At 56.8% G+C, this 24,828-nt stretch carries 21 protein-coding genes, 1 tRNA gene and 1 other RNA gene; 17 read left to right on the forward strand and 6 right to left on the reverse strand.

What is annotated here, in order from left to right; genetic code table 11:
* Positions 1-46 precede the first annotated feature (46 nt).
* The 3 genes from DFT_RS03065 to DFT_RS03075 all read left to right on the forward strand — a co-directional run bounded on the left by DFT_RS03065 (position 47) and on the right by DFT_RS03075 (position 2,957).
* Positions 47-1,213 (forward strand): type IV pilus twitching motility protein PilT, encoded by a 1,167-nt coding sequence (locus DFT_RS03065; protein ID WP_054030071.1) that lies wholly within the window; start codon positions 47-49, stop codon positions 1,211-1,213.
* 105 nt (positions 1,214-1,318) lie between these two features.
* Entirely contained in the window at positions 1,319-1,972 is a 654-nt protein-coding gene (locus DFT_RS03070) for a zinc-ribbon domain-containing protein (protein WP_054029752.1), read from the forward strand.
* Positions 1,973-2,039: 67 nt separating this feature from the next.
* On the forward strand, positions 2,040-2,957 hold the full coding sequence (locus DFT_RS03075) for an MBL fold metallo-hydrolase (RefSeq protein ID WP_054029753.1): 918 nt from the start codon (positions 2,040-2,042) through the stop codon (positions 2,955-2,957).
* A 38-nt stretch (positions 2,958-2,995) separates the two neighbouring features.
* Here the strand turns inward: DFT_RS03075 and DFT_RS03080 are convergent, their stop codons facing one another.
* The 4 genes from DFT_RS03080 to tilS all read right to left on the reverse strand — a co-directional run bounded on the left by DFT_RS03080 (position 2,996) and on the right by tilS (position 8,222).
* Entirely contained in the window at positions 2,996-3,760 is a 765-nt protein-coding gene (locus DFT_RS03080; RefSeq protein WP_054029754.1) for a type III pantothenate kinase, read from the reverse strand.
* A 35-nt stretch (positions 3,761-3,795) separates the two neighbouring features.
* A complete protein-coding gene (folP, locus tag DFT_RS03085) occupies positions 3,796-4,662 on the reverse strand; it encodes a dihydropteroate synthase (protein ID WP_054029755.1) in 867 nt (288 codons plus the stop codon).
* A gap of 53 nt (positions 4,663-4,715) precedes the next feature.
* The gene (gene ftsH / locus DFT_RS03090; protein ID WP_083453329.1) at positions 4,716-6,581 is read right to left on the reverse strand and encodes an ATP-dependent zinc metalloprotease FtsH; all 1,866 of its coding nucleotides are present in this window, start codon (positions 6,579-6,581) and stop codon (positions 4,716-4,718) included.
* Between the two features lie 114 nt (positions 6,582-6,695).
* Positions 6,696-8,222 (reverse strand): tRNA lysidine(34) synthetase TilS, encoded by a 1,527-nt coding sequence (gene tilS, locus DFT_RS03095; protein ID WP_083453284.1) that lies wholly within the window; start codon positions 8,220-8,222, stop codon positions 6,696-6,698.
* A 176-nt stretch (positions 8,223-8,398) separates the two neighbouring features.
* Between tilS and ffs the strand changes: the two genes are divergently transcribed.
* The 3 genes from ffs to dnaK all read left to right on the forward strand — a co-directional run bounded on the left by ffs (position 8,399) and on the right by dnaK (position 11,468).
* Positions 8,399-8,641, forward strand: an RNA gene (gene ffs / locus DFT_RS24770) — signal recognition particle sRNA large type.
* A gap of 212 nt (positions 8,642-8,853) precedes the next feature.
* Positions 8,854-9,483: a nucleotide exchange factor GrpE gene (grpE, locus tag DFT_RS03100; protein ID WP_054029757.1), complete on the forward strand. Its 630-nt coding sequence runs from the start codon at positions 8,854-8,856 to the stop codon at positions 9,481-9,483.
* A gap of 53 nt (positions 9,484-9,536) precedes the next feature.
* Positions 9,537-11,468 carry a molecular chaperone DnaK gene (gene dnaK / locus DFT_RS03105; RefSeq protein ID WP_054029758.1) on the forward strand — a complete coding sequence of 644 codons (1,932 nt, stop codon included), beginning with the start codon at positions 9,537-9,539 and terminating at the stop codon, positions 11,466-11,468.
* A 70-nt stretch (positions 11,469-11,538) separates the two neighbouring features.
* On the opposite strand, the gene DFT_RS03110 is transcribed toward dnaK, so the two are convergent.
* Positions 11,539-13,113 (reverse strand): class I adenylate-forming enzyme family protein, encoded by a 1,575-nt coding sequence (locus DFT_RS03110; protein WP_054029759.1) that lies wholly within the window; start codon positions 13,111-13,113, stop codon positions 11,539-11,541.
* A gap of 375 nt (positions 13,114-13,488) precedes the next feature.
* Between DFT_RS03110 and serA the strand changes: the two genes are divergently transcribed.
* From serA to DFT_RS03165, 11 genes are all read left to right on the forward strand, one after another.
* A complete protein-coding gene (gene serA, locus DFT_RS03115; protein WP_054029760.1) occupies positions 13,489-15,069 on the forward strand; it encodes a phosphoglycerate dehydrogenase in 1,581 nt (526 codons plus the stop codon).
* Positions 15,070-15,213: 144 nt separating this feature from the next.
* On the forward strand, positions 15,214-15,522 hold the full coding sequence (locus tag DFT_RS03120) for a DUF1844 domain-containing protein (protein ID WP_054029761.1): 309 nt from the start codon (positions 15,214-15,216) through the stop codon (positions 15,520-15,522).
* 60 nt (positions 15,523-15,582) lie between these two features.
* Positions 15,583-16,485 (forward strand): 4-(cytidine 5'-diphospho)-2-C-methyl-D-erythritol kinase, encoded by a 903-nt coding sequence (locus tag DFT_RS03125; protein WP_054029762.1) that lies wholly within the window; start codon positions 15,583-15,585, stop codon positions 16,483-16,485.
* Positions 16,486-16,540: 55 nt separating this feature from the next.
* A tRNA-Gln gene (locus DFT_RS03130) sits at positions 16,541-16,615 on the forward strand.
* A 50-nt stretch (positions 16,616-16,665) separates the two neighbouring features.
* A complete protein-coding gene (locus tag DFT_RS03135) occupies positions 16,666-17,619 on the forward strand; it encodes a ribose-phosphate diphosphokinase (protein WP_054029763.1) in 954 nt (317 codons plus the stop codon).
* A gap of 33 nt (positions 17,620-17,652) precedes the next feature.
* A complete protein-coding gene (locus DFT_RS03140; RefSeq protein WP_054029764.1) occupies positions 17,653-18,288 on the forward strand; it encodes a 50S ribosomal protein L25/general stress protein Ctc in 636 nt (211 codons plus the stop codon).
* 34 nt (positions 18,289-18,322) lie between these two features.
* Positions 18,323-18,910 carry an aminoacyl-tRNA hydrolase gene (gene pth, locus DFT_RS03145; RefSeq protein ID WP_054029765.1) on the forward strand — a complete coding sequence of 196 codons (588 nt, stop codon included), beginning with the start codon at positions 18,323-18,325 and terminating at the stop codon, positions 18,908-18,910.
* 23 nt (positions 18,911-18,933) lie between these two features.
* A complete protein-coding gene (locus DFT_RS03150) occupies positions 18,934-20,997 on the forward strand; it encodes a sodium-translocating pyrophosphatase (protein ID WP_152971842.1) in 2,064 nt (687 codons plus the stop codon).
* A gap of 151 nt (positions 20,998-21,148) precedes the next feature.
* On the forward strand, positions 21,149-21,697 hold the full coding sequence (locus tag DFT_RS03155) for a CarD family transcriptional regulator (RefSeq protein WP_054029767.1): 549 nt from the start codon (positions 21,149-21,151) through the stop codon (positions 21,695-21,697).
* A 64-nt stretch (positions 21,698-21,761) separates the two neighbouring features.
* A complete protein-coding gene (locus tag DFT_RS03160) occupies positions 21,762-22,691 on the forward strand; it encodes an RluA family pseudouridine synthase (RefSeq protein ID WP_054029768.1) in 930 nt (309 codons plus the stop codon).
* Positions 22,692-22,831: 140 nt separating this feature from the next.
* A complete protein-coding gene (locus DFT_RS03165) occupies positions 22,832-24,313 on the forward strand; it encodes a 4-hydroxyphenylacetate 3-hydroxylase family protein (protein ID WP_054029769.1) in 1,482 nt (493 codons plus the stop codon).
* A gap of 94 nt (positions 24,314-24,407) precedes the next feature.
* On the opposite strand, the gene DFT_RS03170 is transcribed toward DFT_RS03165, so the two are convergent.
* On the reverse strand, positions 24,408-24,812 hold the full coding sequence (locus DFT_RS03170) for a PaaI family thioesterase (RefSeq protein WP_054029770.1): 405 nt from the start codon (positions 24,810-24,812) through the stop codon (positions 24,408-24,410).
* Between the last annotated feature and the right edge of the window lie 16 nt (positions 24,813-24,828).

Raw genomic sequence — 24,828 nt, forward strand, 5'->3', positions numbered from 1 at the left:
GTGACCGGCGCCAGAGCGAAAGGCGCCGGTTGCAATGGGGACGGCCATGAAGAAGCAAGAGATCGATCACATCCTTACCCGAATGCTCGATTCACACAGCAACGTGTCGGACCTCAATTTGACGGTCGGCCGGCCGTTGCAGGTGGAAAGTTCCGGCGAGCTGTTGCCGGTCAGCACCAAGCCCCAGATCGACAGCCTGACACCGTTTCAGACCGAAATCGTGGCGCTGAATCTCATCGACGGCGATCGTCGTTTGACCGAGACGCTCCTGCAGACCGGATCTTGCGACCTTTCCTACGGCCTACCCGGCAAAGCGCGGTTCCGCGTGAATATTTTTTCCCAGTCCGGCCATTTGTCCATTGTCTTAAGACAGCTGGAGTCCAAGGTGCCGACGATCCGGGACATGCGGCTGCCGGAATCCTTCGTGGAAATGGGCCGGGAACTCAACGGCATCATCATCTTCACCGGCGCCACCGGCACCGGTAAAACCACATCGCTGGCGGCCATCCTGGAGGAGATCAACGAACAGCGTGCCGTTCATGTGGTGACGCTGGAAGACCCCATCGAATATCAGCATCCCCACAAGAAGGCGACCTTCAATCAACGTGAGCTGGGGCGGGATTACGATTCGTTCGCCAATGGGCTGCGGGCCGCCCTGCGCCAGGCACCGAAAGTGATTCTGGTCGGCGAAATGCGCGACCGGGAAACCGTCGAAATCGGTCTCACGGCCGCGGAAACAGGTCACCTGGTGCTGACCACTCTGCATACCGTGGACGCCGGGCAGACCATCAACCGCATCCTGGGTATGTTTACCAACGAAGAGGAAAAGCAGGTCCGCATCCGTCTGGCCGATACGGTTCGGTGGGTCGTCAGCCAGCGCCTGCTGCCCAAGATCGGCGGCGGCCGTGTGGCGGCCTTCGAAGTGCTGCGAAGCAACTTGAGAATCAAAGAGGCGATATTGAACGGCGAATCCGAAGGCAAGACTTATTACGAGATGATGCAGGCCGGGCGGCCCTTCGGCATGGTGACCTTCGACGACTATATCGTGGAGCTTTACGAGAAGGGGTTGATCACCCAGGAAACGGCATTGGCCTATTCATCGCACAAGGCCGTCACCAGCCGGGGTATTGACAAGGTGAAAAGCGCGAGGGGTGAGTCGACCACGGATATCAAAGATCTGGAACTCGATCGGGGGTATCATAAAAAAGCGTAGTTCCGGTGCGTTTCGTAAATGGTGGATGGCGTGATCGTATCGGTTGAGCATACTGTGCGGGCACGAACCGCGTTTGGCCCGCCCCAGGGAGCATTGGATTGAGATATGGAGATTATTTGCCAGAATTGCAACGGTAAGCTGAAGGTCGCCGACGATAAACTGCCGGAAGGCAAAACCGTCACGCTGAAATGCCCGCGTTGCCAGTCCAAGATCAGCGTCAATCGACCGGCCCAAAAGGCCGAGGCAGAGGATGGCGCCTTCGACGATTTGTTCGATTTTGACGAAGACGATGGCGAAGGGTACGACGCGTCTGAAAAGCCGTTCGACTTTATCGAAGAAGAAGGTAAAACGGCACTGGTCTGCGAGTCCGACACCCTGATCCGTGAAAAGATGCGACCCACTCTCGACCTGATGGAATACCACATCACCGAAACGCCCAACAGTCGTGAAGCGCTCAAGAAGATGCGCTACCACACGTATGATCTGGTGTTGCTCAACGAGTATTTCGACACCCGGGACCCGGATGCCAATCCAGTCCTCATCTATATCGAAAGACTGGCCATGGAGACGCGCCGCAACATGTTCGTGACGCTCCTGACCACCCGCTTCCGGACGATGGATCACATGACCGCTTTTCAAAAGAGCGTAAATATGATCGTGAACCTTCGCAACATCGATGATATCGACAAGATCCTGCAAAGAGGAATGGCCGATTACGGCCTGTTTTACAAAGTCTTTAAGGAATCATTGACCCGGTAGGCGCGTTGGGCCTACATAGGGTTGTCAACGCTTGGTACCTCTACCGTCAAACATCGATTGCCGACCCATGCCCAAGTCTAGCCATGTTGTTCAAGCCGCTGATAACCTTTTTATGGTCACCCTGCCGGTGGCCATCACCGGCTTTGCGGATTTCATCACTGCCTGGGTATGGACTGCCGGTCCGGTCGTCGTCGTGGATGTGGGGCCGTCATCGACCAACGGCCGGTTGCTCTCCGCATTGGCCGAACTCGGCGTGCGTCACCTCGATTTTATATTGTTGACCCATATCCACATCGATCATGCCGGCGGTATCGGCGGATTGGCGCGTGCATTTTCCGGGACGCCGGTGGTGTGCCATCCCAAGGCCGTGGAGCATCTGGTAGATCCGCAACGGTTGTGGGAAGGATCCGTCAAGACGCTGGGCGATGTGGCCCGCGCTTACGGCCCCATCGAACCGGTGCCAGGGGGGCAGGTGCTTCCCATGGATCGGTTCGAGGCCCAGGGCATTGTGCCCATTGCGACCCCCGGCCATGCCCCCCACCACTTCAGTTTTCTCATGGGCGATCTGCTCTTCGCCGGTGAGGCGGGCGGTGTCTGCCTTTCGCTGGAAAATGGGGAAGCCTACCTGCGTCCGGCCACACCGCCGCGATTTCGCATCCAGACCAGCCTCGACAGCATCGATCGACTCATCGCCCGTGCTCCCCGCCGGATCTGTTATGGGCATGTGGGAATGCGTTCGCAAGCCGTCGAGATGCTCGACCGCCAACGCGCCCAGCTCAAGCTGTGGTTGGAGAAGATCACGCCCTGGTATGAACGCCATCCACAGGGCGGTTCGGATCTGATGGAAGCCTGCCTGGAGGACCTGCTGGCCAGCGATCCGTCGCTGTCACGCTTCAATCAACTGTCGCCGGATGTCCGCAGCCGCGAGCGTTTTTTTCTGCTCAACAGCGTCCGAGGGTATTGGGGGTATCTTGCCGAGCAGTAGTCGGGCGGCTCCGTTGACCGCCCAGGCGGTATCGACATTTAGAGCCGATCGGCGATAATCTTCAGCCCGACCAGGGTCAGGTCGGATTCTACGGCTTCGATGCAGGTGGCTACATGCTGCATCAAAGGGGCCAGTCCTCCGGTGGCGATTACCTTGGGGCGGGTTCCCAGTTCGGCGGAAATACGCGCGATCATGCCATCGACCATCCCCGCATATCCATAGATGATGCCCGATTGAATGCTCGAAATGGTATCATTGCCGATCACGCTGGCCGGTTTTTTGAAGATCTCCACGCGTGGGAGCTTGGATGCCTTTGCAAACAGCGCTTCGGACGAGATGCCGATGCCGGGGCTGATGGCGCCTCCCAGGTATTCACCCTTTTCGGTGATGACATCGAAGGTGGTGGCCGTGCCGAAATCGATGACGATCAGGCTGGTACGATAGCGTTCGTAGGCCGCCACGGCGTTCACGATGCGATCGGCGCCCACCTCGTTGGGGTTGCTGTAGAGGATCGGCATTCCGGGATAGGATTTGGCATCGATCCAATGGGCGACCTGTTTCAGATATTTGCGGGCAAAGGCGTCCAGGATCGTCACCATGGGTGGGACGACACAGGAAACAACGGTCTTTTCGATCCTGGCGATGTCGATCCGGCTGCGCCCAAAGAGCCCGGCCGCCAGGAGGTTGAATTCATCCTCTGTCGTATTGCGTTCGGTACGGACCCGCCAGTTTTCGATGAGCGTGTCGCCATCGAAAACGCCCATGACGATATTGGTGTTGCCGACATCGATGACCAGCAGCATGCCACAATGCCCTTTCTAATATTGGATGATTGTTTTCAAGCGTTTCGGATGGCGTCCAGCATCGTCACCATTGCCTTGGTGTTGGCGACATTGTGAACCCGGACGATGTGGGCGCCATTGTTCACGGCCATGGCGATGGTCGCCTGGGTGCCGGTTTCGACCTCGGGCCGGTCCGCCGACAGCTCGGTCGCGGTCGCCCCGGACAAAATTTTACGAATAAAAGCCTTGCGGGACGTGCCGATCAAAATCGGCACGTCCAGCTCTTCGAAAACAGACAACCGCCGGATAATCTGTAAATTATGCGCGACGGTTTTTCCGAACCCGATGCCTGGATCGATGATGATTTTATCGGATGCGATACCGGCTTGCCTCGCCCTTCCGATGGCCGTTTTCAAGTACGCTTTCACTTCGCCGAGCAGATCGTCGTAAACCGGGTCGATTTGCATGGTGCGCGGGCGTCCTTTCATATGCATCAGGATCACCGGCACATCGTATTTTACCGCTACCGCAGCCATCTGATCGTCCATCTGCAGGGCGCTGATGTCGTTGACGATGGCGGCCCCCGCGGCCAAGGCCGCTTCGGCAACAGCGGCCTTGTTGGTGTCGATGGAGATGGGCACACCGATGCGTGTCGTCAGACGTTCAATCACCGGCATGACCCGATCGATTTCCGCCTGTGCGGACACGCCTTCGGAGTAGGGCCGGGTAGATTCACCCCCGATGTCGACAATATCGGCGCCCGCCTGGACCAGTCGTTCGGCTTGGCTCACGGCCGCTTCGGTGGAGTAGAATTGTCCACCGTCCGAAAACGAGTCGGGCGTGATATTGACAATGCCCATGATCGCCGTGCGATGCCCGAGTTCGAGATGAAAGCGGTTCCAGTGCAGGGTATAGTGTTTCATGGCGTTCTTAAAGTCTCGATGATGATCCCGGCCTCATGGGTTTCGCGGCGCGATCACTCCCCTGCGGGGTCCTCGATGTGGAGCTCCGGATCGGCTTCGCCCTGATCCTCCTTGGCCGACGGCAGGTTGGCGTCCGGTTTGATCGAAAGAATCAGCTCGTCGAGCTCCTTGCCAAGCACCGTCTCTTTTTCGAGCAACCGGTCAGCCAGGGCATGCAGGATAGTGATATGTTCACTCAGGACCGAATGGGCCTGCTGGTGGGCATTTTTTATCAGTCGCGTGATTTCCTTGTCGATTTTTTGGGCCGTGGCCTCTGAATAGTCACGGTGCTGTGCTATTTCGCGACCCAAAAAGACCTGCTCCTCACCCTGGGCATAGGACAACGGTCCCAGTTCCTCGCTCATTCCCCACTGGCGCACCATTTGTTGGGCCAGCTCCGTCGCTTGCTTGATATCGTTGGAAGCACCGGTGCTGATGCGATTGAAGACGATCTCTTCGGCCACTCGGCCGCCGAAGGCCACCGCCAGTTCGCTCTCGAGTTGATCTTTGTACTTGAAATCACGCTCTTCCGGCAGAAACCAGGTGACGCCGGCGGCGCGACCACGGGGGATGATGGTGATCTTGTTCACGGCATCGGTGTTGGGCAAAAAGCGTGCGACCAGCGCATGGCCGCCTTCATGATAGGCCGTGGTTTTGCGGTCCTCTTCGCGGATCACCTTGGACTTGCGCTCCAGACCCATATACACCTTGTCCTTGGCGTCTTCGAAGTCCACCATCTCCAGCTTTTCCTTGCCGCGCTTGGCGGCCAGCAACGCGGCCTCGTTGACCAGGTTCTCGAGGTCGGCACCGGAAAATCCGGGTGTGCCTTTGGCCAGATTGGTGGCATTGACATTTTGATCCACGGGCGTCTTTTTCATGTGAACCGAGAGGATTTTCTCGCGCCCCCGGATGTCGGGAAGATTGACCACCACCTGTCGGTCGAAGCGTCCCGGCCGCAGCAATGCCGGGTCGAGAACGTCGGGCCGGTTGGTGGCCGAGATGAGAATGACGCCTTCGTTGGACTCGAACCCGTCCATTTCCACCAGTAGTTGATTGAGGGTCTGTTCGCGTTCGTCGTGACCGCCGCCCAGACCGGCGCCGCGATGGCGGCCGACCGCATCGATTTCATCGATAAAAATAATGCAGGGCGCGTGCTTCTTGCCCTGGACAAATAGGTCGCGTACGCGCGAAGCGCCGACACCGACAAACATCTCCACGAAATCCGACCCGCTGATGCTGAAAAACGGCACCCCGGCCTCACCGGCGATGGCCCTGGCCAGCAGCGTCTTGCCCGTGCCCGGCGGGCCCATGAGCAGGACCCCCTTGGGGATGCGCCCGCCCAGGCGGGTGAATTTTTTCGGGTCGCGCAGGAAATCGACAACCTCGCTCAGCTCTTCCTTGGCCTCGTCGATACCCGCCACATCTTCGAAGGTGACCTTCTCCTGGGAGTCGGACATGAGCCTGGCCCTGCTTTTGCCGAACGATAGCGCTTTTCCGCCGCCCGATTGCATCTGCCGCATGAAAAAGATCCACACACCGATCAGCACGAGCATGGGGAACCACGAGATCAATATATTGTACCAGGGCGATTCGGTGGGGGGCTTGGCCTTGATGCTGATGTTTTTGGATCTTAAATTTCTAATGAGATCAGGATCTTCCGGTGTATATACGCGGTATTTCTGTCCACTGATATCGGTTGCGCTGATTTCCTGGCCCTGGATGGTGACTTCGTTCACCCGATTTTCGTCGACCATGGCCAAAAATTCGGAGTATCCCAAAGGGGTTTCGGTGAGGTTTTGGGCGTTGAACATTTTGTAGAGCATGATCATCATCAGGGTGATCACGCACCATAACGCCAAGTTTTTATAAAAAGGGTTCAAAAAGAATACCTCCTCCATAGTTTGGTGCCGCCGACTGCCGGAATTGCCTACCATAATGCCCTTTGGGCCTTTTCGCAACTATTATCATTTTGTTTTCCCTCAGGGCGATCGCCTTTACAACTGCTTCATATCGTTGACTCTATCAATGGTTTGGGCCTCTATGCGCAGTGCCTTCGATGTCTGCTCGTCGACAACCGCCAGACCGCTTCGGCGCACACCGACGACCCACAGAACCGTATCGCCGCCGATCACCAGGGGAACCCGTGACCTTTCGGGTTTGGGTATCTTGTGATCGATGAAGAGCTTTTTGAGCTTTTGGGTGCCTTGCAATCCAAAAGGCGAAATTCGGTCACCCGGTTTCGGAGTTCGAATGAGCAGGGGAAAGGTGAGTCGGTTCAGATCGAAGAACACCCGTTGGGGGCCGCGCGAGCGGACCATTTCGTAATCGATGGCATGCGCGATGGCGTGCTCGATCCGGAACGCGAGGCGCAATCCGGCTTCGGGGATCTCGATGACCACCGGTAGATCTTCCGCCGTCTCGATCACGTGTGTAAATTCAACCGGTTCGGCGGGTATCGCCGCCTGGGGGCGGCCGCGGCAGTGACCAGGGAAACGCCGGAAGTACAAATCAGTCACCGTTCGTTCGGCCTCGATGCGGCGCGGCAGGTGCAGGCGGCGATGCCGCTGGTCGTCCGGAAGCAGGGCGGCTATGTTTTCGATGTGGTTGGCGTTGAAGCGCTGGAGATCTCCCAACCACATCCGCAGCGCGTTGCGGATGATGCGGCGCTGGACGGGGCGAGGCGCGTGGACGAGGGAATCGACACGCAACCGCAAGGAGGTTGAATTCCGGGCGGCGACAGATCGCGCTAGCAGCGGGGCCAGTTGATCGTCGATCCAGCGATCCTCTTCGAAACAGATCGATGCCGTGCGGTTGAGAATTTGAACCAGGTTGGCGGTGTAGTCTTTTTCCAACAGCGGGATCAGTTGGTGGCGGACCCGATTGCGGTCAAACCTCACATCCATGTTGGTCGGGTCATGCAGCCAGTCGATGCCGAGTCGATCGAGACACGTCAGTATCTCTGTGCGCGTGACACGAATCAGGGGCCTGATGATCCGATTGCCCCGAATCGGTGGAATGCCGGCGATGCCGCGCATGCCGCTGCCCCGGAGCAGATGCAGGAGAACCGCTTCTGCGTTGTCATTGGCCTGGTGCCCGACGGCGATTTTTGAAAAGCCATGTTGTGCCGCCGTCTGCTCGAGAAAGTCATAGCGTTGGGTTCGCAGCCAGGCTTCCAGAGAGCCATGCCCAGGAAAGGTGCCGAGCCGCGATGAGAAAAAGGGCACATCGAGATCTTCGGCCAGACCCTTGACCCATGCGGTCTCTTGGGCCGCGGCGTCGGGACGCAACCCGTGGTCCAGATGTGCGATGCCCAAATCGATGGCATAACGGCATCGTAACCAGGATAGCACATGGACGAGGGCCACTGAATCGGGGCCGCCGGAAACGCCCACCAGCACACGATCCTCGGGGCGGAGCATGCCATAGTCATCGATACACTGTTGCACCTTTACTATAAGCCGTGATGTATCCGCATCCTGGACAGGAGGGAAAGGCTTTTTGATATGGGGTGGTGAAGGCATGCGCTACCTTGTCATCTTCTGATCGGGAAGCATCAACGGACGGCGTTCAAGGATGTCGGTCTGGGGTCTCTTGCGCGTGGCGCTGTGTGCCACGGCCTCGGTTCTATGGCAGCCATGAATAATTGTCAACTTTACCTTGAAAATGAGTCGCCGCCAAATTATAATCGGTTCCCTGGTTGTGCTAGGCGGGGAGCTAGCGGTGCCCTCGACCCGAAATCCGCTTATGCGGGGCTGAATTCCCTCCCTAGGGTGATGCTCGAAACATGTTGCTTTGCAGGCCGGCCGCCGCGCAACAGACGGTCGCGAACCTCGTCAGGTCCGGAAGGAAGCAGCGATAAGTGATGCAGTCTGTGTCGCGGATCGATCCCGGCCATGTTGCAAGGCGATGTGCAAGGGCATATTCGAAGGGGGGTGCACAACCGACTCACCGAGTGCCCATCCACAAACGGCCCATCGGCCAAATCCTTGTTTTTTCATCCCCGGTGCCCAGGGTCTGCGGCGCCTTGACATCCCCATAAGCCGTCTTATTTTTTTATCACTTTTCAGGGCCGTTCGAATTGCGAGCATTTTCAAGTGAATAGAATGGTTTTAGGGCGAATCGGAAAAACAATTTCAAGGAGTTTGGGGAGGCATGAGCAAGAGAATCGACATCCAGGAGGAGACCGACCTGGAACAGGCAGAGGCCAGCGAAATTGGCGTTGAGACACCGACGAGAGGTCCGGACGGCAAGGTAGCGGTCGAGCCGGAACCGGAAGCTTCAGCTGCAGATGGGGACTTGAACAAAAAACTGGAAGAAGCCGAGCGACAAGCAAAAGACAACTATGAACGACTCCTGCGCGTATCTGCCGATTTTGAGAACTACAAAAAACGAACGGCCCGTGAAATGCAGGACCTTGTGAAGTATGCCAATGAAAAAATCCTGAAAGAGATGCTGACGGTCGTAGACAATCTGGAACGAGCCATCGAATCGGCATCCAACCATTATGATACGAACGATCCCCTGATTCAGGGGGTTCATCTAACGCTCAGCGAAACATTGAAGATTTTGGAGAGACACCAGGTAAAACCCGTGGTTTCTCTGGGTGAACCGTTTGACCCCAGCTTCCATCAAGCCATGATGCAGGAAGAGGTGCAAGACCAACCTCCCAACACCGTCGTCAAAGAGTTGCAGAAAGGGTACCTGATTCATGACCGACTATTGAGGCCCGCACTGGTCGCTGTGTCCAAAACCGGAGGCCCTGTCAAGCAGGAAAATAGCTAATGATTCAAAAACTATAGAATGTCCATATATGAATTATTCAAGGAGGAGATCAAATGGGCAAGATAATTGGAATTGATTTGGGAACGACCAACTCTTGTGTGGCGATTATGGAGGGCAGCGACAGCAAGGTCATCACCAATCCGGACGGTGGGCGCACGACCCCATCTATTGTGGCCATATCCGAAAGCGGTGAGCGTCTGGTGGGCCAGATCGCCAAGCGCCAGGCCATCACCAATCCGGAGAATACGGTTTTCGGCGTCAAACGCCTGATCGGGCGTAAATTCGATTCGGCCGAAGTTCAGAAGGATATCAGCAATCTTCCCTACAAGATCAAAAAGGCTGAAAACGGCGATGTTCGCATTGAACTTCGTGGAAAAAAGTACAGCCCGGCCGAAATTTCTTCTTTCATTCTGTCGTACATCAAGAAATACGCTGAGGATTACCTTGGTGAACCGGTTTCCGATGCGGTCATCACCGTACCGGCCTATTTTAACGATAGTCAGCGCCAAGCCACCAAAGACGCAGGGAAGATCGCGGGATTGAACGTGATGCGGATCATCAACGAGCCCACGGCGGCGTCGCTGGCCTATGGTTTGGACAAACGCCGCGAAGAAAAGATCGTGGTCTTCGATTTGGGCGGCGGTACCTTCGACGTCTCGGTCCTGGAGATCGGAGAGGGCGTCTTCGAGGTCAAGGCGACCAACGGCGATACCCACCTGGGGGGCGAAGATTTCGATCTGCGGCTCATCGATTATCTGGCAACGGAATTCAAAAAGGAACAGGGCATCGATCTGCGAAACGATAAAATGGCCTTGCAACGCCTCAAGGAGGCGGCTGAAAAGGCCAAGATGGAACTGTCGACCTCCATGGAGACCGACGTGAACCTGCCGTTTATCACCGCCGATGCGAGCGGCCCAAAGCATCTCAATATGAAGATCAGCCGGGCCAAGCTCGAGTCCCTGGTGGCCGACCTGCTCGATAACCTGGAAGGCCCCTGCCGGACAGCCATGAAGGATGCGGGGCTGAGCAATTCGGAGATCAACGAAGTGATCCTGGTCGGCGGTATGACCCGCATGCCGGCCGTCCAGGAGCGCGTGAAGAGAATATTCGGCAAAGAGCCCAACCGCAGTGTCAACCCGGATGAGGTCGTGGCCCTCGGAGCCGCGATCCAGGGCGGTGTGCTCAAGGGGGATGTGAAAGACGTTCTGCTGCTCGACGTGACCCCCCTGTCATTGGGTATCGAAACCCTGGGCGGCGTGATGACGCGTTTGATCGAGAAGAATACCACCATTCCCACCCGCAAGAGCCAGGTCTTTTCGACGGCCGCGGACAATCAGCCGGCCGTTTCGATCCATGTGCTTCAGGGTGAGCGCGAGATGGCCGCCAACAACAAGACTCTGGGGCGATTCGAGCTGGTGGGGATTCCCCCGGCACCGCGAGGGATCCCGCAGATCGAGGTGACCTTCGACATCGACGCCAACGGCATCGTCAAGGTGTCGGCGAAAGATTTGGCCACCAGCAAGGAGCAATCGATCAGCATCACGGCCTCCAGCGGCATGAGCAAAGAGGAGATCAACCAGGCCGTCAAGGATGCGGAACTGCATGCCGAAGAGGACAGGAAGAAAAAGGAACTGGTGGAGGCGCGCAATCATGCCGACAGCCTGATTTACTCTTCCGAGAAATCGCTCAAAGATTTGGGCGAAAAGGTCGATGCGGCTACGCGCGGCAAGGTGGAGTCGGCCATTGCCGATCTTCGCAAGGCCATGGAAGGCCAGGATGTCGAAGAGATCAAGCGTCTCAGCGAGCAGCTGACGCAGTCATCCCATAAGCTGGCCGAAGCTATCTATCAGCAGCAGACCGCTCAGAGCGAACAGGCGGCAGGCGGAGCAGGGGCCGGTGCGGGTCAGCAGACCGGCGGCGGTGCCACGCATGACGATGACGTCGTGGATGCCGATTTCGAGGAAGTCAAAGACGATAAGAAGTAGCCTTTTTTAATTCGATAGCGCGTCTTGAAAACCCGCCGCAGCAGGAGTTGCGGCGGGTTTTTCAATGGGGTTAAATCTGGAAGCTCTCCTTGGCGCCGGCGAATTTTTCGCGCAGTTTGGGCTTTTCGATTTTTCCGGTGGGATTGCGAGGTACGTCATCGAAGATGATTTTTCGCGGGCGTTTGTAACGGGGCAATTGTTCACAAAAGAGGCGCACCTCTTCCTTGGTCAGGGTGTGACCCGGTTTGACCTTGATGATCGCGGTGGCAATCTCCCCCAGGCGCAAGCTGGGCAATCCGATGACCGCCACATCCGCGATTTTGGGGTGGCTTTGGAGAAAGTCTTCGATCTCCACGGGGAATACATTTTCGCCACCGGTGATGATCACATCCTTCTTTCGATCCACCAGCCAGATAAATCCATCTTCATCCAGGCGGGCAATGTCGCCGGTCAGCAGCCACCCTGATTTGATGGCATCTGCGGTCGCTTCCGGATTACGATAATATTCGACCATCACGCCCGGACCTTTGACGATTAATTCGCCCGGTGTGCCGGGTTCGACGGGATTGAGATGGTCGTCCACGATGCGGTATTCCCAGTCGAATCCGGGAAGACCGATGGCGCCCACCTTGTGCATGTTTTCAACACCGAGATGAACGCAGCCCGGCCCGGTGGACTCGGTCAGACCGTAATTGGTGTCGTATTGATGGTTGGGGAAAATTCTCTGCCACTCCTTGATCAGACTGGGCGGCACCGGTTGGGCGCCGATATGCATCAGGCGCCATTGGTCGATCTGATAATCACGCAGCTTGAGGTCGCCGCTTTCTATGGCGAAAAGGATATCCATGGCCCAGGGAACCAGGAGCCAGACCACCGTGACGCGCTCTTCTGAAATGGCTTCCAGTATCCAGCGCGGCTCCACGCCTTTTAAAATAACGGCGGGCGCGCCGACGATGAAGTTGCCGAACCAGTGCATCTTGGCGCCCGTGTGATAGAGGGGGGGCAAACATAGAAAGTTGTCGTCATGCGTCTGGCGATGGTGATGGTTTTCGATAATGCAGGCCGACTCGAGATTGCGATGGGTCAGCAGGGCGCCCTTGGGGGTGCCGGTGGTTCCGGAGGTGAAATAGAGGGCGGCGGCGTCGGTAATCTGCAATGGGACGTCCACCGGCCGGCTGTCATGGGCCTGTAAAAAAGAAAGGTAGTCGACGGCATACTCCGGGCACAGCGTCTTCGGTCCGACAAAGACATAGGCGCGGACGCATCGATCTAAACGGGGTTGGATGTCGCCGATCCGTTCGATGAATTCGGGCCCGAAGATCATCAGCTTGGCTTCGGCCAGCAGCACGCAGCGTTCGATAGTGGCTGCGATGAAGCGGAAGTTGAGCGGAACGGCGATGGCGCCGCAGCGTAAGATGCCGAAATAGATGGGCAACCATTCGATGCAGTTGGTCATCAGATGGATGACACGGTCCCCCGGCTTGATGCCGGCAGCCATCAAGGCCCGGGTCAATTGGTTGGCCTGGTCATCGAATCTCTGCCAGGTGATGCTGGTGCGTTTGTTCCGGGCGGGATCACGTTCGATGAGCGCGGTTTCCGCGCCATACATGCGCGCATTGCGGGCAAGAATTTCAGTAATCAACATGGTGTTCCCTCGTTTGACGTTCAATCTGTTCGAACCGCTGGTTAACAGACTCTTCTCTATTTATCAAGCTGCCCCGCGAGCCCGACGGCGGCGATGAAGCCGCTTTCACACAACCCCTCGAATCCATTTCTATCCCTAAATAGGTCTTGAATGTGATTTGGATTTTGCCTAATATGGCGCCGTTTATTTTTGGCGGCTCGAAAGCCTCCCCGCGAGCCCGGTTTTATCGGGGCGAGGCGCCCAATCCTCGAAACATCTGACGAATTGGCCACCTCACGCTGCTGGACTTCAACTCGAGAAGGGATGGCACAAGGCTGACCCTGCACCAACCGCAACCTGCAAGATGCCAATATCTTATGGATGAGGGGAATTAAAATGAAAGTACTCGTGAGCGACAACCTGGGTGAAGTCGGGATCAAAATGTTTCAGGAGGCCCAAGGCATCGATGTGGATGTCAAAACCGGCCTTGCGCCGGAAGAACTCAAGGCCATCATCGGTGAATATGATGCGCTGGTGATTCGCAGCGCCACCAAGGTCACCGAGGACCTGCTCGATGCGGCAGTCAATCTCAAGGTGGTCGGGCGCGCCGGTATCGGTCTGGACAATGTGGACATTCCGGCTGCGACCAGTCGGGGCGTGGTGGTGATGAACACCCCCACCGGCAATGTGATCACCACTGCGGAACATGCCATCGCCATGATGATGTCCCTGACGCGTCATATCCCGGCGGCCACCGCTTCACTCAAGGGGGGCCGATGGGAGAAAAAGAGCCTGGCCGGCCGGGAGCTCTATAAAAAGACGCTGGGGCTGATCGGGTATGGCAAAATCGGGGCCATCGTGGCCGACCGGGCGCGGGGCCTTAAGATGCGCGTGGTGGTTTACGATCCTTATGTCACACCGGAAAAGATCCAGAACGATGGGTTCGAGCCTTTGACCCTGGAAGAGCTCTACAAACAGGCCGACTATATTACGGTCCATGTGCCAAAAATGAAAACCACCGCCGGATTGCTGAACAAGGATGCTTTCGAGCAGATGAAGAACGGCGTGATGATTATCAATTGCGCCCGAGGAGGCATCGTCAACGAGGCCGACTTGTATGAAGCCATCGTCGCCGGCAAAGTCGGCGGTGCGGCCCTGGACGTGTTTGAAACCGAACCTCCGGGCCAACTTCCCCTGCTCGAACTCGACAAGGTGATTTGCACGCCCCATCTGGGTGCTTCCACCATGGAGGCCCAGACCAATGTGGCCGTCATGGTCGCCCAGCAGATCATCGACTATCTGACGACCGGCACCATCGTCAACGCCGTGAATGTTCCTTCGGTTACGGGTGAGGTGTTGGAGAAGGTCGGTCCCTATCTGAAGCTGGCCGAGCAGTTGGGTGCGTTGCAGGCCCAATTGATCAAGGGTGCCCCCAGAGAGATGATCATCGAATATTACGGCGACTTCAAGGGGGTCGATCTGTCGCCGGTGACGACGGCGCTCCTGAAGGGGTTGCTGGCCCCCATGGTCAAGGAGGTGGTGAATTTCGTCAATGCCCATGTCCTGGCCAATCAACGCGGCATCAAGGTGACCGAAACCACCATTGCGGCTCACAAGGAGTATACCTATCTGATCACCGCCAAACTGGTGACCACCGAGGGCGAAAACGTTGTCTCGGGAACGATTTTCGGAAAAGAAGATACCCGGGTGGTGCGTATCAACACCTTCCGTCTGGAAATGATTCCGCTGGGCCACATGGCGTTGATCTACAATCAGGATATTCCCGGTTCCATCGGCGAAATCGGCACCTGCCTGGGCAAACACAATATCAACATCGCCCGAATGCAGGTGGGGCAAGAAGAAGGTGGGGACCGCAACATTATTTTCCTCTGCACGGATACGCCCATTCCCAGCGACGTCGTGGCGGAACTGCGCGGTCTCAAGACAGTAAAGAATGTGACCCCCTTGGAGTTTTAGCAAGCTCGGCGTCGGATGGGCAGGTGTTCCAACTGAATGCGATGCATCATACGCGGCCCTTCACAGCAATGGTCTGCGGCCGTGGGGTGTTGAACCAAACCGAAGACAAAAAAGACAGCGGGTGTTTAAGGAGGTGAGGGAACTATGTCCGACGACCGTAAAGAAGAGAAAAAAAGCCAGTCGGAGAGCCAGACAAAGAGTTACACGTTACCCAAGATTGATTTTTCCACCTTTGTTTTATCGCTGAACTCCTCTGCCCTGGTGCAGCTCGGGCTCATCGAGGACCCTGCCTCGGGTCAGAAGACGAAGAATCTTCCATTGGCGAAACAGACCATCGATCTGTTGGCCATGCTGGAGGACAAAACTAGAGGCAATTTAACCCGCGATGAGGATAACATTCTCAAGAATCTCCTCTATGAGCTGCGTATGCTCTATGTCAAAGAGAAAGCTTGACGCTTAGAGCGACGCGACAGCGGACCTGGTGGGCCTTGGCACCCGATCGGGGGACTTATCATGTTGGCGCACACGGCAGAGCAACCGATCAACGGAGCGGTGCATGAAATCGTGCTGCGGGCGCCGGCCAAAATCAATCTCTGCCTGCATGTCATCGGGAGGCGGCCGGACGGATATCACGAACTGTTCTCGCTCATGTGCGGTGTGGCGCTTTATGACCACCTGGCGCTGGGTATCGGCACCTCTGAAAACATTATTCAATGCGATCATCCAGGTGTCCCCGCTGATGCAAGCAACCTTGCACTCAAAGCGGCCTTGCTCTTCAACCAGACGCTTGACCGTGACATCGGTATTCGCCCCCAACCTGTATCTATCCGATTGACCAAGCATATTCCGGCCGGCGGCGGCCTCGGCGGCGGCAGCAGCGACGCCGCCGCCGTGCTCAAGGGACTGAATGATCACTACGGTGCGCCTTTTGACCGCCAGCGGCTTCTGGCTCTCGCCTTGCGCCTCGGAGCAGATGTGCCCTTTTTCATCGATCAGCGTCCTGCCCTGGCCGAGGGTATCGGTGAGCGACTGACGCCCTACCATGGATTGCCTGCATTCGGAGTCGTTCTGGTCTGCCCTGACTTTGGTATCTCTACTGCGCAGGTCTTTGGAAGCCTCAATTTTGGATTGACAAAATCGAAAAAAAAACTTAGGTACAAGCCTTTTAAAAACGGAAACTTCAGTGCAACGGATCACTTGCACAACGATTTGGAAGCCGGTGTGATCCGCCGTTTTCCAGTCATTGAAAAAATCAAGAAAATGCTTCTAGATCAAGGCGCTATCGGTTCATTGATGAGCGGTAGCGGATCGACGGTGTTCGGGCTGTTTGAGGACCAGGAAGCGGCCGGGCGCGCGGCGAAGCGCCTCGATCGTCCGGATGCATGGCAGGTATTCGCCACCCGATTGCTGGTATGACTGATACATTGGCGCGGCGGTCGGAAAGGGTACCATAAGTCAATTCCAATTCTGCTGGGGCGTCGTCAAGCGGTAAGACACAGGATTTTGGTTCCTGCATTCGGAGGTTCGAATCCTCCCGCCCCAGCCAATTTTTTGATGGTATGGCCGAGGGGTTAACAGGGGGGGGGCAAATACATCGTGGCAAGCAGAACACTCAATGATTTCTGGATTTTTTCAGGCAATTCCAACCAGGCCCTTGCAAAACGAATCTGTGAATACCTGAAGATGCCGATGGGCGGCGCGAAGGTGACCACCTTCAGCGACGGCGAGATCCAGATCGAAATCGAAGACAACGTTCGCACCAAGGATGTATTCATCATCCAATCCACCAGCTCTCCGGTGAACCACCATCTGGTTGAACTCCTTCTGATGATCGACGCCATGAAACGTTCATCGGCCAGAAGCATCACGGCGGTCATGCCGTATTATGGATATGCGCGCCAGGACAAGAAAGTGGCGCCGCGCGTTCCCATCAGCGCCAAGTTGGTCGCCGACCTGTTGACCACCGCCGGCGCCGACCGTCTGATCACATTGGATCTGCACGCCGGTCAGATTCAGGGATTCTTCAATATTCCGGTCGACAACCTGTTCGCCGCACCGGTGATCTTGAATTACATCCGTAGACATCTGCATGACAACATCGTCGTCGTATCGCCGGATGCCGGCGGTGTCGAGCGCGCCAGGGCCTTTGCCAAGCGATTGGATGCCGGCCTGGCCATCGTCGACAAACGCCGCACGGCCCCCAACGTCGCCAAGGCCATGGCGGTCATCGGCAATGTGAAGGACAAAATTGCCATCATACTGGACGACATGGTCGACACGGCCGGTACCTTGACGCAGGCCGTCGGCGTTTTGCTGGAAAACGGCGCCACCGAGGTGCACGCCTGCTGCGCCCATGCGGTGCTGTCCGGTCCGGCCCTCGATCGCATCAAGGCCAGTGATTTGAAAAGTCTCGTCGTCACCGATACGATTCCCCTGTCACCTGGGGCCGCTGCTTGTGAGAAAATCAAGGTGCTCACCATTTCAGAACTGGTTGGAGAGGCCATCTTGCGGAGTTATCGGGGAGATTCGGTGACGTCGTTGTTTGTATAACCCATTCTTTGTTGTGTAAGGAGGAATTTTTCTTTGGATAAAATAGCACTGAACGCCAAAATCCGTACAACCAAGGGAAACAGCCCTGCCCGGGCACTGCGCCGGGAAGGCAGAGTGCCGGCTGTATTGTACGGTCCGAATACGGAACCCACCATGATTTCTATCGATACGAATGATGTGGACACGATCATCAAACGTGGCGGACTCGGGCGATCCATCTATAATCTGAGCCTGGACGATGGGAAAAAAGAGACCACGGTCATGATCAAGGAGCTCCAGTCGCATCCGGTTTCCAGAGAGGTGCTGCATGTCGACTTCTACGAGGTGTCGATGGATCGGAAAGTCCGGGTCTTTGTTCCCGTGGTGACCACTGGAAAATCCATTGGCGTGGAAAATGGCGGCATGCTTCAAATCATCCGCCGCGAGCTCGAAGTGGCCTGTCGTCCCGATGCGATTCCCGCCTCGATTACGATCGATATATCGAATTTGGATATCGGTGACGCCGTGCATGTGGCCGACATCGCGACCACAGAGAATGTCGAAATTCCGCACGAGGTGAATTTCACGGTGTTGACCGTGGTTTCCACCAAACGCGAAACCGCGGAGGCGGGTGAGGGCGAAGGCGAGGGAGCTGAAGGGGAGGCTGCCGTAGCCGCCGGGGAAGAATAGATCGATTGCCCCGGGCGATTGAGGCGCTTTGAGGATGAAGCCGCAGAACGGGCCTTATTTGATCGCCGGGCTCGGGAATCCCGGTTCCGAATATGCAGTGACCCGCCACAATGCCGGTTTCTTGGTAATTGATCAGCTGGCCGAGGCTTTCAAGATCGACGTCCAGCGTAAAAAGTTGGACAATTTGTTTGGCCGGGGGCGTATCAAGGGGGTGGATGCCCTGCTGGTCAAACCCCAGGCTTTCATGAACCGCAGTGGCCCGCCGCTGCAGCGCATAGCCGACTATTTTGGGATTCAACGCGAGGCGATGGTCATAGTCCATGATGACATCGACCTGGCCTTCACAAGATTAAAAATAAAAGAGAAAGGGGGCGATGGCGGACACAAAGGGATCCGATCGATCATCGAGGCCTTTGGGGTTGACGATTTTACAAGGGTGCGGCTGGGCGTAGGCAGATCCGACCGGTCCGCCAATGTCGTCGGCCATGTACTGGGCGCGTTCAGCGCCGACGAGCGCACCGTACTGAAAGACTTTATCCAGAGGGCGTGCGAAGCGATCGTGACGATCCTGACCGAAGGTACGAAGATAGCGATGAACCGATATAACCAGAAGTCAAGTTAACCATTTTAGGTAGGGAGGAGAGAATGGACGCTGTAATGAACAATCTTCCGTTGTATTGTACGATGATTGGTATCGTCGGTGTAATCTACTCGATTATCATCGCCGGTATCGTCAAGAGCGCGCCTGCTGGAAACGAGCGCATGAACGAGATTGCCGGTGCCATTAAAGAAGGCGCCATCGCCTATCTCAATCGTCAGCTCAAAAGCGTGGCCATTGCCGGAGTCATCATTTTTGCGATCATCCTGATCGGTTACGGCTCCACCAAAGGCATGAACGTGGGCATCACCACCGCCCTCGGCTTCTTGGTCGGTGCCGTGGCTTCCTACGCCGCCGGTTACATTGGCATGCGCGTGTCGGTTATTGCCAACGTGCGCACCGCCGAAGCGGCTAAAAAGGGACTGGCCGCCGGTCTTTCCATGGCCTTCAGGGGTGGTTCGGTGACCGGTATGATCGTGGCCGGTCTGGCCCTGACCGCGGTCGCCGGTTTCTATACCGTGACCCATGACGTCGTGGCCCTGGTCGCCCTGGGCTTCGGCGGCAGCTTGATTTCCATCTTCGCCCGTCTGGGCGGCGGCATCTTCACCAAGGGCGCCGACGTGGGTGCCGACCTGGTGGGCAAGGTCGAAGCCGGTATTCCTGAAGACGATCCGCGCAACCCGGCCGTTATCGCCGACAACGTGGGCGATAACGTGGGTGACTGCGCCGGTATGGCCGCCGACCTGTTCGAGACCTATGCCGTCACCGCCGTAGCCGCCATGCTGTTCGGCAGCCTGATGTTCCCCAAAATCTCCATTGCCACTGAATTGCCGCTGGTGTTGGGCGCCATCTCGATTATCGCCTCGATCATCGCCGCCTTCTTTGTCCGTCTGGGCAGCAGCGGTTACATCATGGGCGCTTTGTACAAGGGCATGTTCGGCTCCGCGATCCTGGCCATCATCGGCTTCTACTTCGCCATCGTCAAAATGGTGCCGACCCTGGAAGTGAAGCTGCTGGCCACCGGCGCCACCAAATCGATTCCGGCCGTCAACATTTTCTATGCATCCCTGGTCGGTATCGTCCTGACCGTCGTCATCGTCATTATCACCGAGTACTACACCGGCATCCGTCAACCGGTAAAGAGTGTCGCCGAGGCTTCCACCACCGGCCACGGCACCAACATCATCGCCGGTCTGGCCGTTTCCATGCAGTCCACCGCCTTGCCGGTCATCGCCATTTGTATCGGTATCTTTATTGCCTATAATATGGCCGGCCTCTACGGCATCGCCATTGCCGCCATGGCCATGCTCTCCATGACCGGTATGGTCATCGCCATCGACGCTTTCGGCCCGATCACCGACAACGCCGGTGGTATCGCCGAGATGGCCGAGTTGGATGACACCGTTCGCGCCGTCACCGACCCGCTGGACGCCGTCGGCAACACCACCAAGGCCGTTACCAAGGGTTACGCCATCGGCTCCGCCGGTCTGGCTGCCCTGGTTCTGTTCGCCTGCTTCATTTTCGAGTTCAGCCTGCATGGCGGCGATAAAGCCATCCGTTTCGACCTGGTCGATCCCAACGTCATCATCGGCCTGTTCATCGGCGGTCTGCTGCCCTACCTGTTCGCCTCCATTGCCATGAAGGCGGTCGGTAAGGCCGGCGGCGCGGTGGTCGAGGAAGTGCGTCGTCAGTTCCGTGAAATCCCGGGCATCATGGAAGGCAAGGCCAAACCCGACTACGCCAAGTGCGTGGACATCGTCACCAAGTTCGCCCTGGGCGAAATGATAGTGCCGGCTCTGCTCCCGGTGGTCTCACCCATCATCATCGGCTTCCTGCTGGGCAAAGAGGCCCTGGGCGGTCTGTTGATCGGTTCCATCGTGACCGGTCTGTTCGTGGCCATCTCCATGACCACCGGCGGCGCGGCCTGGGACAATGCCAAGAAATACATCGAAGACGGCCACCTGGGCGGCAAGGGCAGCGATGCCCATAAAGCAGCCGTTACCGGCGACACCGTCGGCGACCCGTACAAAGACACGGCCGGCCCGGCAGTCAACCCCATGATCAAGATCCTCAACGTGGTGGCGCTGTTGATGGTTCCGTTCTTGATGTAATCGTTAAACCAGCCGTTAAGTCGGCTGAAGCATGATAAGGATCGGCACTTTTGTGCCGATCCTTTTTTGTTGCAAGGAAAAGGGCAAAATGCTATGTTTGCTACCTAACTCTAACTTTAACGAACGCCGTTCGTGCGTTCCCGGTGTGTGAATGACCAACTCGGCAGAAGAAAATAACGACGGCACGAAAGCGAAAACCAAGCGATTTGGTATCGGCGATCTGGCCGTGTATCCCGCCCATGGTGTCGGTCGTATCGAAGCGATCGAGACACGCGTGGTCAATGGCGAGAAGCATGATTTCTATATCATGAAAATTCTCGAAAACAACATGGTCATCATGATTCCCACATGGAATGTCGAATCCGTGGGGTTGCGTGATGTGATCGGTGAAAAAGAGGTTCCCAAGATCATGGGGGTGATGACCTCCAAGCGGGACCTGGCCATAGATAATCAGACTTGGAATCGTCGCTACCGCGAATACATGGATAAGATCAAGACCGGGTCCCTTTACGAAGTGGCCGAGGTGTTTCGGGATCTCTCCCTGTTGAAGTTGAACAAGGATCTCTCTTTTGGCGAACGCAAGCTTTACGACACCGCCCATAACCTGCTGATCAAAGAACTTTCCACCGCCAAAAAATCCGACGAAAAGACCGTGGCATCTGAAATAGAAGCCTTGTTTTCCAACGACGACAAGGCCTGATTCACAACCTGCCATGCCTCAGCCGGGCAACTTCACGCTGAAAGTCGATACCGCTGGAAACGGGATGCGCCTGGACGCCTATCTGTCCCTTCACCTGAGCGACTGCTCGCGCTCCAGGGCGGCCGACCTCGTTCGAAGGGGCTGCGTTCTCGTGGATGGCGTCGTACGTAAATCGGCCTACAAGGTGAAACCCAACGATACGGTGACAGGGTGGGTGCCCGCACCGGAACCCGTTGATGTCGAGGCCGAACAGATGCCGCTGGACATCCTTTACGAAGATCGGCACCTGCTGGTACTCAACAAGGCGGCCGGTGTGGTCGTCCACCCGTCGGCGGGCCATGCCTCCGGTACGTTGGTCAATGCGTTACTCTATCATTGCCCGGATCTGGAAGGCATCGGTGCCGAGAGGCGACCCGGCATTGTGCATCGTCTGGACAAAGATACAACCGGGATTTTGGTGGTGGCCAAGAGCAGCGCCGCCCACCAAGGTCTATCGGCCCAATTCAAGGCACGCCGGATCGACAAGATCTACATGGCCCTGGTGGCCGGTGATCCTTCCAACGAGAGCGGTGTGATTGATTTGCCCTTGGGCCGCGATACGGGCGAACGCAAAAAAATGGCGGTAGTGGACCGCGGAGGCAGGGCGGCGCTCACCCTCTGGCAGGTGCAGGAACGTTTTGGCAGAGCGACCCTGCTACAGATAGCCTTGAAGACCGGGCGAACCCATCAGATTCGGGTTCATTGCATGGCCATGGGGCACCCCATCGTCGGTGACCCCGTCTATGGTCAACGCCGCAGCGTGCTGCGTCGACTTCAGAATGCACCGGTTCTGTGCGAGATTCTCAAGCGGCCGCAGCGCCAGATGCTCCATGCCTGTCGCCTTGGATTGACCCATCCGATCAGTGGAGAATCGCTGACTTTTGAAGCGCCTCCGCCGGCCGACATGCAATCCATACTTGACGCCTTGCGCCGTCTGAACGACCATATGAGTTAAGCTGCTGCCTTGGAAATTTGAAGCAACATTTCAAACGTTCATGCAAACAATGGTTGGCGATCACTTGAGAGGTTGGCTGAGAGGTTGGCTGAGAGGTCGGCTGAGAGGTCGCCGCCAACTTCCCCACCGAGGAGAACATTATGAAGCTGCGAAACGGTGCCGAGTATATCGAAAGCTTGCGGCAATTACGCCCCAGAATCTACTATAAAGGTCAGATGATAGAAGATGTGACCCGCCATCCGGCCACGGCGCCCCATGTCCGGGCGGCGGCCATGACCTATGCGTTGGCCAGCAAGACGAAATACAAGGATCTGGCCACCGCCACTTCCCATTTGACCGGACGGACCATCAGCCGGTTTACCCACATTCACCAGAACATCGAAGACCTGATCAAAAAGATCAAATTGCTCCGGGTACTCGGGCAGAAGACCGGTACCTGCTTTCAGCGGTGTGTGGGGTTTGACGGTATCAATGCTGTCTATTCGGTGGCTTATGAGGTCGATAAGAAATATGGCACCGACTATATGGAGCGCTTCAAGCAGTGGCTGATCCGAATCCAGGATGACAATCTGATGGTGGTGGGGGCCATGACCGATCCCAAAGGCGACCGCTCCAAGGGACCTGCCGATCAGAGCGATCCCGACCAGTATGTCCGGGTGGTCGAGCGCCGGGAGGATGGTGTGGTGATCCGGGGCGCCAAACTGCACATGACCGGGGCGGTCAACTCCCACGAGATTCTGATCATGCCCACCACGGCGTTGGATGAGCGTTCCCGTGATTATGCCACCGTGTGCGCCATCCCCATCGACGCGCCGGGGGTTACGCTGATTTTCGGACGTCAGGCCGGCGATGACCGGCGGGATCACCTGGAGCGCATCGATGTGGGCAAGCCGCGTTTTGGCGTGGTCGGCGGTGAGGCGGTCATCGCCTTCGAAGATGTCTTTGTCCCCAACGAGCGTATCTTCATGAACGGTGAGACGGACTATGCCGGGTCGTTGGTCTACCGTTTCGCCGCCCACCACCGGGCCAACTACGGCGCCTGCAAAACCGGACTGATGGACGTGCTGACCGGTGCGGTCAGCTACCTGGCCCAGATCCAGGGTACGGCCAAGGGGTCCCATATCAGGGACAAGGTCACCGAGATGATCCACCTGAGCGAGACGCTCTACAGTTCGTCCATTGCCTGTTCGGCGGAAGGACAACCCACTCCTTCGGGCGCCTATCTCGTCGACACCATGCTCGCCAACGTCTGCAAGCAGAACGTCACCCGCTTTCACTTCGAAGTCGCCCGCCTGGCCACTGACATCGCCGGGGGCTTCATCGCCACCATGCCCAGCGAGTATGACCTGGAAAGCGAAGCGGTGGGACACCTGGTGGAGAAGTATTTCAGCGGGGTCTCCGAAATTCCGGTAAAGGAGCGCATCAAGATCGGTCGCCTGATCGAAGCCATGACCGGGGGCACCGCCATGGTCGAGTCCATGCACGGCGCCGGATCGCCCCAGGCCCAACGCATCATGATCTTCAGGGAGGGCCGATTGGCCGAGAAGATCAAACTGGCCAAGGCGCTGGCCGGGATACCGGGGAGGGGGAAGGATAAAGCTGCGGGTGGTGGCAAAAAGTAAAGGGGATAGGAAAGAAAAGAAGTTTAAGAAGTTTAAAGTGTAAAGTTTTAAGTTTAAAGTAGTGGAATTCTGTCGATTTTAGATGAACATCCCTCTATTCCGCCGGGACATGGGTGCTGGTCACTTCGGCCAATAATCTATCGCTGTTGCCCGTCAGGCGTGTTCGCACCACCGAAACTTTGCGCCCTTGGCGCACGAAGCGGGCTTCGGCTTTGATTTCGCCGTCCTTCTGGTTTGCAAATAGGGAGGTGTGCAGATCGATGGCAAGAGGGAACCCTCTGCCGGACGCTTCCGCCGAGTGCGCCTCCAACACTAGAACCGAGGCCGTCACATCGGCCAGCCATACCATTGCGCCGGCTTGAACCACGCCGAACGGGTTCAGGATGCCCTTCTGAACAGGCATCCGACTGATGACGCACACGCTACTTCTTTCTATGATGGAAAAAGCGATTTGTCCGCTTCGTTCCGAGGATTGGATATGCTCGCGCAGTGCATTCATGTTCGAAAGACCTCCC

Origin of the sequence: Desulfatitalea tepidiphila, from assembly GCF_001293685.1 — a bacterium.
Lineage (GTDB): Bacteria > Desulfobacterota > Desulfobacteria > Desulfobacterales > Desulfosarcinaceae > Desulfatitalea > Desulfatitalea tepidiphila.